This window comes from Streptococcus sp. 2100 (assembly GCF_013276335.1).
GTDB classification, from domain to species: Bacteria; Bacillota; Bacilli; order Lactobacillales; family Streptococcaceae; genus Streptococcus; species Streptococcus pseudopneumoniae.
In genome coordinates, this window is the sequence record NZ_VMKV01000059.1 from 1 (window position 1) to 10,912 (window position 10,912).

General features: G+C 37.1%; 8 protein-coding genes and 3 pseudogenes. 9 read left to right on the forward strand and 2 right to left on the reverse strand.

All coding sequences use genetic code 11. The features are described from left to right. The first annotated feature begins 84 nt into the window (after positions 1–84). On the forward strand, positions 85–1,647 hold the full coding sequence (gene guaA, locus HT669_RS08405; protein WP_050208596.1) for a glutamine-hydrolyzing GMP synthase: 1,563 nt from the start codon (positions 85–87) through the stop codon (positions 1,645–1,647). Positions 1,648–1,934: 287 nt separating this feature from the next. Here the strand turns inward: guaA and HT669_RS08410 are convergent, their stop codons facing one another. Then, positions 1,935–2,834 carry a site-specific DNA-methyltransferase gene (locus HT669_RS08410; RefSeq protein ID WP_309598702.1) on the reverse strand — a complete coding sequence of 300 codons (900 nt, stop codon included), beginning with the start codon at positions 2,832–2,834 and terminating at the stop codon, positions 1,935–1,937. On the opposite strand from HT669_RS08410, the pseudogene HT669_RS08415 reads away from it, so the two are divergent. The 8 genes and pseudogenes from HT669_RS08415 to HT669_RS08450 all read left to right on the forward strand — a co-directional run. Beyond that, positions 2,777–2,962, forward strand: a pseudogene (locus tag HT669_RS08415) (U32 family peptidase C-terminal domain-containing protein); the annotation flags it as partial. The gene HT669_RS08410 and the pseudogene HT669_RS08415 sit on opposite strands and share 58 nt — an antisense overlap. A 357-nt stretch (positions 2,963–3,319) precedes the next feature. Beyond that, positions 3,320–4,190, forward strand: a pseudogene (locus HT669_RS08420) (ABC transporter ATP-binding protein). Positions 4,191–4,205: 15 nt separating this feature from the next. After that, the gene (locus HT669_RS08425) at positions 4,206–4,934 is read left to right on the forward strand and encodes an ABC transporter permease (RefSeq protein WP_000773490.1); all 729 of its coding nucleotides are present in this window, start codon (positions 4,206–4,208) and stop codon (positions 4,932–4,934) included. A 385-nt stretch (positions 4,935–5,319) separates the two neighbouring features. Next, positions 5,320–5,529 carry a helix-turn-helix transcriptional regulator gene (locus HT669_RS08430; RefSeq protein ID WP_001107500.1) on the forward strand — a complete coding sequence of 70 codons (210 nt, stop codon included), beginning with the start codon at positions 5,320–5,322 and terminating at the stop codon, positions 5,527–5,529. Beyond that, positions 5,519–6,007, forward strand: a complete 489-nt coding sequence (locus HT669_RS08435) for a DUF6773 family protein (RefSeq protein WP_000247411.1) — start codon at positions 5,519–5,521, stop codon at positions 6,005–6,007. Before HT669_RS08430 ends, HT669_RS08435 begins: the two co-directional genes overlap by 11 nt. Before the next feature lie 115 nt (positions 6,008–6,122). Next, on the forward strand, positions 6,123–7,583 hold the full coding sequence (locus tag HT669_RS08440) for a nicotinate phosphoribosyltransferase (protein ID WP_049525062.1): 1,461 nt from the start codon (positions 6,123–6,125) through the stop codon (positions 7,581–7,583). After that, positions 7,580–8,404: an ammonia-dependent NAD(+) synthetase gene (gene nadE, locus HT669_RS08445; RefSeq protein WP_023936400.1), complete on the forward strand. Its 825-nt coding sequence runs from the start codon at positions 7,580–7,582 to the stop codon at positions 8,402–8,404. Before HT669_RS08440 ends, nadE begins: the two co-directional genes overlap by 4 nt. Positions 8,405–8,753: 349 nt before the next feature. After that, positions 8,754–9,305: a GNAT family N-acetyltransferase gene (locus tag HT669_RS08450; RefSeq protein ID WP_000643819.1), complete on the forward strand. Its 552-nt coding sequence runs from the start codon at positions 8,754–8,756 to the stop codon at positions 9,303–9,305. 535 nt (positions 9,306–9,840) lie between these two features. On the opposite strand, the pseudogene HT669_RS08455 reads toward HT669_RS08450, so the two are convergent. Further along, positions 9,841–10,888 (reverse strand): annotated as a pseudogene (locus HT669_RS08455) (IS630 family transposase). Positions 10,889–10,912 lie beyond the last annotated feature (24 nt).

The following is a 10,912-nucleotide window of genomic DNA, read 5'->3' on the forward strand; positions in this document are numbered from 1 at the left end:
GATTTTCATTGAGTATTAGTTGGTAATTCGCCCTTATTTGTGATAGAATATTGGAAAAGATATTTCTTTTGAGAAAGGAAAAAGATGAGCAACATTTCAACTGATTTGCAAGATGTAGAAAAAATCATCGTATTGGACTATGGTAGCCAATACAACCAGCTGATTTCACGCCGTATCCGTGAGATTGGTGTTTTTTCAGAACTAAAGAGCCATAAAATTTCAGCTGCTGAAGTTCGTGAAGTCAATCCTGTAGGAATTATTCTATCAGGTGGTCCAAACTCTGTATATGAAGATGGTTCATTTGATATTGACCCAGAAATCTTCGAACTCGGAATTCCAATTTTGGGAATTTGTTATGGTATGCAGTTATTGACCCATAAACTTGGAGGAAAAGTTGTTCCTGCAGGTGATGCTGGAAATCGTGAATACGGTCAATCAACCCTAACACACACACCATCATCTCTTTTTGAATCAACACCTGATGAACAAACTGTATTGATGAGCCATGGTGATGCGGTTACTGAGATTCCTGCTGACTTTGTTCGTACTGGAACATCAGCTGACTGCCCTTACGCAGCCATCGAAAATCCAGATAAACACATTTACGGTATCCAATTCCACCCAGAAGTTCGTCATTCTGTATACGGAAATGATATCCTTCGTAACTTTGCCCTTAACATCTGTAAGGCTAAAGGCGATTGGACAATGGATAACTTCATCGACATGCAGATCCAAAAAATCCGTGAGACTGTTGGTGATAAACGTGTCCTTCTTGGCCTTTCAGGTGGGGTTGACTCTTCAGTTGTTGGAGTTCTTCTCCAAAAAGCGATTGGCGATCAATTGATCTGTATCTTCGTGGATCACGGTCTTCTTCGTAAAGGAGAAGCGGACCAAGTTATGGACATGCTTGGTGGTAAGTTTGGTTTGAATATCGTCAAAGCAGACGCAGCTAAACGTTTCCTTGATAAACTTGCAGGAGTTTCTGACCCTGAACAAAAGCGTAAAATCATCGGTAACGAGTTTGTCTATGTCTTTGATGACGAAGCAAGCAAGCTCAAAGATGTGAAATTCCTTGCTCAAGGAACTCTTTATACAGACGTTATCGAGTCTGGTACGGATACAGCTCAAACTATCAAGTCACACCACAACGTGGGTGGTCTTCCAGAAGACATGCAGTTTGAATTGATCGAACCATTGAATACTCTTTACAAGGACGAAGTTCGTGCCCTTGGTACAGAGCTTGGTATGCCAGACCATATCGTATGGCGCCAACCATTCCCAGGACCAGGACTTGCGATCCGTGTCATGGGTGAAATCACTGAAGAAAAGCTAGAAACTGTTCGTGAGTCGGACGCTATTCTTCGTGAAGAAATTGCTAAAGCTGGTCTTGACCGCGATATCTGGCAATACTTCACAGTTAACACAGGCGTTCGTTCAGTTGGGGTTATGGGTGACGGTCGTACATATGACTACACGATTGCAATCCGTGCTATTACCTCTATTGATGGTATGACTGCGGACTTTGCCAAAATTCCTTGGGATGTCCTTCAAAAAATCTCAGTACGTATCGTAAACGAAGTGGATCATGTTAACCGTATCGTCTATGATATTACAAGTAAACCACCTGCAACAGTTGAGTGGGAGTAATTTTAAACTAATAAAAAATGCTTTGAAATCAGTGTTTCAGAGCATTTTTTGTTCTTTCTGTAAATAATTTGCAAACTATAGTAACTGTTGACTTTTACTTAACCATTTTTCGATTGTAAGTTCAAAATGGTCAATTACTATTATATTTTCAGGAATCGTATCAAAATCAAATAATAAATTATCTGAATGAGTTTTTATAACTACTCCAAAATCAAGTTTTTTGGAGTTTATAGCATTCTGTAATAAAGAGATACTTTCATTCAGACATTCATTATTTTTTTGAATTTTTATAGGTATCGGTTTTTTTGAAAATGTTTAGGTAAAAAACCATCAATTCCTTTATTTCTTTGAACAATTTTTGCCTGTAATAATTTAAGAATGTTTTCCTCTTCCTCAGTTTTGGTTCTATATGCTTCGATTCCTTTATTCAATAAATTTGAACTTGTTTTTATAACATTTTCCAGACGTTGCTGAGTTATATTGATAGCTTCCTCAGATAAATCAATCCCCATATAATTTCTATTCAAAATCTTGGAGGCTACTAAAGTAGTTCTACTTCCACAGAACGGGTCTAAAACTATATCATTTTTATCAGTAGCAATCTTTATAATTTGTTCTAATAACAGAATAGGTTTTTGTGTAGGATAACCTACTCTTTCTTTAGCTTTTGGATTAAGAAATGGTATATTCCAAACATCTGAAAGGGGAACTCCATTTTTCTCTTTTGCTAGAAGATAGTTACCATTATTATCAACTTTATATATAGTTTTAGAGTTTCCATCTCGTTTTCGTTCCACTAGTATTTGGTCGATATTTGTAGTAGAAGAATACTCTGTAAAAATTGTATTAAATTTAAAATCTTTTGACTTTGAATAAAAGTAAATGTTTTGATGATTGTTCAATAATCCCTTTTTTGAATTAGACCACCGTTTATAGTTCCATATAATTTCGCTTTGAAACATATCTGCTCCAAAGATATTATCTAAAATTAATCTAATATGATGATTTGCAATTTTATCACAATGAACGAAAATACTGCCACTATTTTTTAGCACTCTTTTGCATTCTTCTAATCTTACAGATAAAAATTCTTTGTAATCCTCAATCGAAGTCCATGTATCTTCAAATTGAAACCTATATTGAGGATCTTCACGATGCCAAAGGCAATAAAATCGACCGTGCTCCAAATCCAATGGAACTCTTGACTATTAAAGTCCCACAACCTGTTCAAGCTGGAGACATGGTTCGAGCTCTTAAAGAGGGTCTCATCAATCTTTATAAGGAAGATGGAACCAGTGTCACAGTTCGAGCTTAATGTAGTTGTTTAGTGTTAAAAAATTATGCAAAGCTCCATATACAACACTTAAACAAGATTAAAGAATGGCGAAATCCCTTGATGCGCAAGGGATTAGCTGTCCTTTTTTATTTTTTAAGTGATAAAGTCGAAGCTTAGGTATCAAAGCATATTAAATTAAACAAAGAAGGGATATCATCGATATTTTGAAATCCTATATTTAAACTTAACACTCTCTATTTTTTATGGTAGAGAGTTTTTTTGCTAATAAAATCTTACAAAATGACATTTATATATTGCATTAAGTTAGATATATGATATAATGTTGTTAAAAAGAGGCGCAACTTTTTAAACTCAATAAGAATCAAAGAGCAAACCATGAATATTGATGGAGGAATAAAAAATGGAAGTTATAAATGTAAGTAAGCATTATGGTCATTCAATCATTCTCAAAGATATAAATTTTGCACTTAACAAGGGTGAAATTGTTGGTCTAGTAGGGAGAAATGGAGTTGGTAAGAGTACGTTGATGAAAATTCTTGTTCAGAATAATCAACCGACTTCAGGTAATATTATAAGCAGTGATAATGTTGGGTATTTAATCGAAGAACCAAAATTATTTTTATCTAAAACAGGTTTAGAGAATTTAAAATATTTGTCAAATTTATATGGTGTTGACTACAATCAAGAAAGATTTAGAAGTTTGATTCAAGAGTTAGATTTGACTCAGTCTATTAATAAAAAAGTAAAGACCTATTCTTTGGGTACAAAACAAAAATTAGCTTTGCTTCTAACTCTCGTTACGGAACCTGATATATTGATTTTAGATGAACCGACTAATGGTTTAGATATTGAATCATCACAAATAGTTTTATCGGTTCTAAAAAATTTAGCTTTACATGAAAATGTGGGAATTTTAATATCGAGTCATAAATTAGAAGATATTGAAGAAATTTGTGAGAGGGTTCTTTTCTTGGAGAACGGGCTTTTGACATTTCAAAAAGTAGGAAAAGATAGTCATAATTTCTTGTTTGAGATAGCTTTTTCATCAGCTACAGATAGAGACATTTTCATTACCAAACAAGAATTTGGGGATATTGTTCAGGAAGAGGGACTGAGAATTACTATGTCTGGGAATATTCAAAGTAGTGAGCTTTTTAAATTTTTTAACGAAAACTCTATTAAAGTAGTTGATTTTGAAACTAAAAAAGAGACGCTTAAAGATATTTATCTAAATCGTTCAAAATAAAGGAAGGTTATCATCATGAAATTAAATAAATTGAATTTTCTTAAGGAAAATATAAGAAATTTATATTCATCAGGCGTAATATATCTCGGTTTGCTTATCTCGTTTATACCGCCGATATTGGTTACATTCTTTATTCTAAAGACTCAAGGGACATCGCTTGGTATTAAGCATATTTCAAACTTTTATGCTATGCTCGGTATGTTAATGGCTGTTATACATGCTAATCGAGTCATTAGTAGAGATTTTTCCCACAATACGGTAAGTTTGTTTTATAATCAACAGAAGAATCGGATGATTTACGTCTTGTCTAATTTTCTATATGCCATCTCAGTTTCCATTATTTATGCTTTGAATGGCATTGTGTTACTAGTCATAGTAAGTAAATTGGGTATTCCAGGTGATTTAGGATTAGATTTTATAGTAGCTATTGTAGTCAATACAATTTTGTTAGTCCTGTTTTATTTTCTATTATCTTACATTTTCTATTTATACAAATTGAAAAGTGGCTTGGTATTTGGTATTTTAGTAGCTTTACTACTCTTTATCCCTAATATATTAAATACGATGATGATGAATACTAGTAATGATTTGTTTATCAAAGCAATTGAACTTCTTCCTTTTTATTCTTTACCTGTATTTGTGGCTTCAAATACGATGTCTATTAGTCAGTATCTTGTGGTAATCACTACAATCATTTTATTGTACTTTTTCACTCTTAAGAAAAGCAAGAAGTATTCATTTTAGTTTCATTTAGTATTATTTTGCATACCTAAAATACAATAAAAAAATCAGTCATCTTGGTATGCTCCTGCTTTCACTATTCAACACGTTTTTGACTTATACTAGGCTCATTTCCAAAAGCATTATATAATAGTGATATGAAACCAACTAAACTAAACAAGAAACACAAGCAATAAAAACTCGTTTAAAAGAGCCTACTAAAGCTAACACTAAATAAAAATAAAAGAGTAAACTAGGAAGTTTATTTCAAACAACCTAAAATACTGATTTTCGGCTGAAGATAATACTGGAGTGCAAATTAATGGGGTTATAATAAATAGCTGATAGCTTGTGTTGGTTTTGGATTTTTTAAGAGTAGATGAGTATTAAAACTATAAGGAGGACGCAGGTGGCTAAAAATTTAAAATTAAAATTAGCTCGTGTAGAGCTTGATTTAACTCAAGGTCAACTGGCAGAGGCTGTTGGGGTGACGCGCCAGACTATTGGTTTGATAGAGGCGGGAAAATATAATCCCAGTCTCTCGCTCTGCCAGTCCATTTGCAGATGTTTAGGGAAAACCCTAGACCAACTATTTTGGGAGGAAGAAGATGGTAAATAAATTCATTCATTATCAATTACTTGATGAAAGAGAAGAACAACTAATCAATAAAGCTGGAGCGGAATCCTTTACCCTTTTCATTGGACTTGTGCTTCTAAGCTATTTGGTGGCTGTATTAGCTCCCTCTCTTTTTAATCCGAATTTTCTAGTCTATACTCTGATAGTAGGAATTTTCTTCTTTTTCAACCGTGCCCGTTATCTGGGAGTGACCTACTATAGTCGTTTTCATTTTACGATTTTGGGTTGTTTTTTCCTAACATTGGCTATTACGGCTCTTTTGATGTTACAGAATTATCAATTCAACATAGAAATTTATCAGCACAATCCTTTGAACGTTAAATACCTGTCTGCTTGGGCAATTACTTATGTCATTTACCTTCCTTGGGTTTTTATCGGCAATCTTGGTCTGAAGAGCTATGGCGAATGGGCTCAGAAAAAGTTTGAACAAGATATGGATGAACTGGAGAGTGGAGAATAGCTTGTTACTCTTTTCTCAATCCAGCCAAAATGTGTTATAATAGTACTAATTTATTGGAATACATGAAAGTTCTTGAAAATTTTCATGGGTTTCTAGCTAAGGAAGTAGGAAAAGTATGTATCCAGATGATAGTTTGACATTGCACACGGACTTGTACCAGATCAACATGATGCAGGTTTACTTTGACCAAGGGATTCACAATAAGAAGGCGGTCTTTGAAGTGTATTTCCGCCAACAGCCTTTTAAGAACGGCTATGCGGTTTTTGCAGGTTTGGAAAGAATTGTGAGTTATCTTGAAGACTTGCGTTTTTCAGATAGTGATATCGCCTATTTGGAGTCGCTGGGCTATCATGGGGCATTTTTGGATTACCTTCGCAATTTCAAGTTGGAGTTGACCGTTCGTTCTGCCCAAGAAGGGGACTTGGTTTTTGCTAATGAACCGATTGTGCAAGTTGAAGGCCCTCTAGCTCAATGTCAGTTGGTCGAAACAGCTCTTTTGAACATCGTCAACTACCAGACCTTGGTGGCTACTAAGGCAGCTCGTATTCGCTCGGTTATCGAAGATGAACCCTTGATGGAATTTGGGACACGTCGGGCTCAAGAAATGGATGCGGCCATCTGGGGAACACGCGCAGCGGTGATTGGTGGCGCCAATGGAACCAGCAACGTGCGTGCGGGTAAGCTCTTTGACATTCCTGTTTTGGGAACCCATGCCCATGCCTTGGTACAGGTTTATGGCAATGACTATGAAGCTTTCAAGGCTTACGCTGCGACCCACAAAAATTGTGTCTTTCTTGTGGATACCTATGACACCCTTCGCATCGGTGTACCAGCTGCCATTCAGGTGGCGCGTGAGCTGGGTGATCAGATTAACTTTATGGGTGTGCGGATTGACTCTGGGGATATTGCCTACATTTCTAAGAAAGTCCGTCAGCAACTGGACGAGGCTGGATTTACAGAGGCTAAGATTTATGCTTCTAATGATTTGGACGAAAATACTATCCTCAACCTCAAGATGCAAAAGGCCAAGATTGATGTCTGGGGCGTGGGTACCAAGCTGATCACAGCCTATGACCAGCCAGCTCTTGGGGCAGTTTACAAGATTGTTGCAATCGAAGATGAAAATGGTCAGATGCGCAATACCATCAAGCTGTCTAATAATGCGGAAAAAGTGTCTACGCCAGGTAAGAAGCAGGTGTGGCGCATTACCAGTCGTGAAAAAGGCAAGTCAGAAGGCGACTACATAACCTATGATGGTGTTGATGTTGCCAGCATGACTGAAATCAAGATGTTCCATCCGACTTACACATACATCAAGAAGACCGTTCGTAATTTTGATGCTGTTCCTCTCTTGGTGGATATTTTCAAAGACGGGAAATTGATTTATAACTTGCCTAGCTTGACTGAGATTCAGGATTATGCTCGTAAGGAATTTGACAAGCTTTGGGATGAGTACAAGCGTGTACTCAATCCGCAGCACTATCCAGTGGATTTGGCGCGTGATGTATGGCAAGACAAGATGGACTTGATTGACAAAATGCGCAAGGAAGCCCTCGGTGAAGGAGAAGAAGAATGAGTTTGCAAGAAACGATTATCCAAGAGCTGGGTGTCAAACCAGTGATTGATGCCCAGGAAGAAATCCGTCGTTCTATTGATTTCTTAAAAAGATACCTGAAAAAACATCCCTTTCTTAAAACTTTTGTGCTAGGGATTTCTGGAGGGCAGGACTCGACTTTGGCAGGTCGTTTGGCTCAACTAGCTATGGAAGAACTGCGAGCAGAAACGGGAGACGACAGCTACAAATTTATCGCTGTCCGCCTGCCTTATGGAGTACAAGCCGATGAAGCAGACGCTCAAAAAGCCCTAGACTTCATCCAGCCAGATGTCAGTTTAGTCGTCAATATTAAGGAATCAGCTGACGCTATGACAGCTGCTGTTGAAGCGACAGGTAGTCCTGTTTCAGATTTTAACAAGGGCAATATCAAGGCTCGTAGTCGTATGATTGCCCAATATGCCCTTGCGGGTGCCCATAGTGGAGCGGTCATTGGGACAGACCACGCCGCGGAAAATATCACAGGTTTCTTTACCAAGTTTGGTGACGGTGGTGCAGATATTCTCCCTCTTTATCGCCTCAATAAACGTCAAGGAAAACAACTCTTGAAGGAACTTGGTGCAGACCCAGCCCTTTATGAAAAAATCCCAACAGCAGACCTAGAAGAAGATAAACCAGGTCTAGCTGACGAAGTAGCCCTCGGAGTCACTTATGAAGAGATTGACGACTACCTAGAAGGCAAAACAATCAGCCCAGAAGCCCAAGCAAGAATCGAAAACTGGTGGCACAAAGGCCAACATAAACGCCACCTACCCATCACCGTATTTGATGACTTTTGGGAGTAAAAAGGTCCGGGGGATCTTTTTAGCTTCTTGCCTTGAAACTCGAGAGCAAGAATAACCTCCAGTGGAGGTTTTCAGCCTCTCACCTTGAAATAAGAAAGTGAGAGAAGGTCTGGGGGATCTTGAACCCCGAGTTTAGAAATAAGAAAATGAGGCAGATTCGGTAACTCGAAGAGTTCGATTTCATCGTCTTACCCCTGCAACGATGACTAGGTTTGAAAAAGCTTGCTAGAGCGCATTTCAAACCAGGCAGCGACTGCGTCAAGAAATTAGAAGACAAACTCGTTTTCTAGCTGTTACTGAGTTGAGCCTTTTTACTACGAGCATAGAAATAAGGAAGTGAGGTAGCATCATGAAAGCTATCGGTACGCAAATATTACAGACAGAACGTTTGATTTTAAGAAGATTTGTGGAGAGTGATTCAGAAGCTATGTTTCAAAATTGGGCTTCATCCGCTGAGAATCTGACCTATGTTACCTGGGATCCCCATCCTGATGTCGTGGTGACTCGAAATTCGATTCGTAACTGGGTTGCTTCCTATACTAATCCCAACTATTACAAATGGGCTATTTGTCTCAAAGAAAACCCAGAGCAAGTGATAGGAGATATCAGCATCGTTGCAATAGATGAGAACAATTCTTCTTGTGAAATTGGCTATATTTTAGGAAAAAACTATTGGGGTCGTGGTCTTATGACAGAGGCCTTAAAAGCTGTCTTGGACTTTTGTTTTACTCAAGTAGGATTTCAAAAAGTCAAAGCTCGATATGCCAGTCTCAACCCAGCTTCAGGTCGTGTCATGGAGAAGGCTGGAATGTCCTATCTACAAACGATTGTTAATGGTGTAGAGAGAAAAGGCTATCTTGCGGATCTTATTTATTATCAGATAAGTAGGGAAGAATGTTGAATTCTATTTTCTGTTTCTATCGAAGTCAACTATTTATTGTAAATATAATAAATGGCATTCTAAGTTTATTTGCAACTTTAAAATAGCATATTGATTAGTACAAGACAGATGTTCTAGTTCCTTCTTTAATCTGGTTTAGTATTAGTTAAAAAATCGCTTTAAGCTTGTAACTAAGAGGGAGCTAATCGACTAGATTCTCCAGCCGAACAGGTGGTAATGTGCTTTTTATAGTGTAATCCTAGCTGTTGTTAAATTTAAAATAGAATCCTCTATCGAGTTAGGGAATTAAATTCTACCAATTTTATTTATGTTTTTCTATCAAAATATCTAACATTAAAATAGTCTCATTCTGATGCGCAAACTATTCTATTTATACTGCATAGTTGTATAAGGAATGATGAAAGATGAGTGAAAGTTATCAAGTTGGAATGTTTGTATCTAAATATATTAGCATGTATTTAGATAAGATGTCTGCAATCCTTTATATATGAGATTGATTACGATATAGTTAAAGTGTTAGTTCAATAATTAATACTCAATTATTTTCAAAAAGCAACCTTGTCCATTGTCTGCTGACAGTGGACTTTAAAACGCTTTTTTCCAGTCCTTGAATAACTTCTTGAAGCTTATCAATGACGGCTTCCAATGTTTGGAAAGCCTTGTTTTTGAAACCTCGTTTTCGAATTTCTTTCCAGACTTGTTCAATAGGGTTCATTTCTGGTGTATAAGGTGGGATAAAAGCCAACTCAATATTACTTGGAATCTCTAAGGTACTTGATTTATGCCATATAGCATTATCCATGACAAGTAAAATATAGTCATCTGGATAAGCTTGTGAGACTTGCCGTAGAAATTCATTGGTCCACTCAGTATTGCATCCTCCAGCAATGAGGAAAAAGGAATCTCCTGTCTGAGCATCTACTGCCCCATAACAATAGCGATATTCTCGCATATAATGACTAGGAATGCTAGGTCGGATTCCTTGAGGAGCCCAACAAGAACTCATCTTACTGATTCTTCCGAAACCAGCTTCATCTTGGTACATCAAACGTACTTTGTTATAAGTCCCCTCTTCTTTAAAGCGCTTACTCAAGGTCTCGAATGTAGATTTTATTTTTAGACGTCTCAATTGTCTGAGCGTCTGCCTTCTTGGGATGCTCAGGTCGAGGAGTGACCGTTCGCCAACCATGTCGTTTCAGGAGATAATAGAAACCATCACGTGTGGAAGTGCGACCAATCTCTTTTTGATAGGCTTCAAATAACTAATTGACAGTTACAAATTCCCCAGCCTGAGCAGCTTCTATATGACGTTTTAGAAATGCTTGTTCTTCTTCGTAAGTCATATATTCTCTATGACGTCCACCACGGGTCTCTTGAAGAAGCGCTTCTAAACCAAACTCCTTATATTTTTTCAAATTCCTCCAAACAGTTGTTTTATTGCAATCTAGCAGATCCATGATTTCCTTATAACTCTTTTCTTTTGAGCGAAAATAAATAATCTGTAGACGTTTGTGATATTTGGCGTACGATGAATCTCTTAGGAGTTGTTCAATTTTTTGTGTTTCTTCGTTTGTAAGTTTCATAACTACTATTATAAGATGTTTTTT